The organism is Psychrobacter sp. CAL346-MNA-CIBAN-0220 (assembly GCF_040309805.1).
In the GTDB taxonomy this organism is placed as follows: domain Bacteria; phylum Pseudomonadota; class Gammaproteobacteria; order Pseudomonadales; family Moraxellaceae; genus Psychrobacter.
Window position 1 is genome coordinate 1 of sequence record NZ_JBEOPF010000191.1, and the last position, 278, is coordinate 278.

Genomic DNA, 278 nt, shown 5'->3' on the forward strand with positions numbered 1-278 from the left:
GTTATAGATAGGTAAAAATCTTTAGGGACAGGAGCTTGCCCCGAGAAACTTAATGCATCAAAAGGAGCGATTAAAGTCACGAAGTCAGCTGGATTATCTCTATTTAACGTATCACGCAGCACAGACACCATGGCTTTGCCTGGTGTTCGCGAATCGATGATGATTTTATATTTATGGTTTGGCTGAGCACTGGCCGTATTGCGCACATCAATTCTGGGGGAAATGTTGGCATTAGTACCTGTTAGATATTGGTAATTTGTGCCTGAGGAACCACGGAT

Annotated in this window: 1 protein-coding gene; it reads right to left on the reverse strand. The window is 43.2% G+C overall.

Features of this window, described 5'->3' with window-relative positions:
- On the reverse strand, positions 1 to 278 hold a 278-nt coding region (locus AAEY88_RS13275; RefSeq protein ID WP_350563144.1), incomplete at both ends, for a hypothetical protein.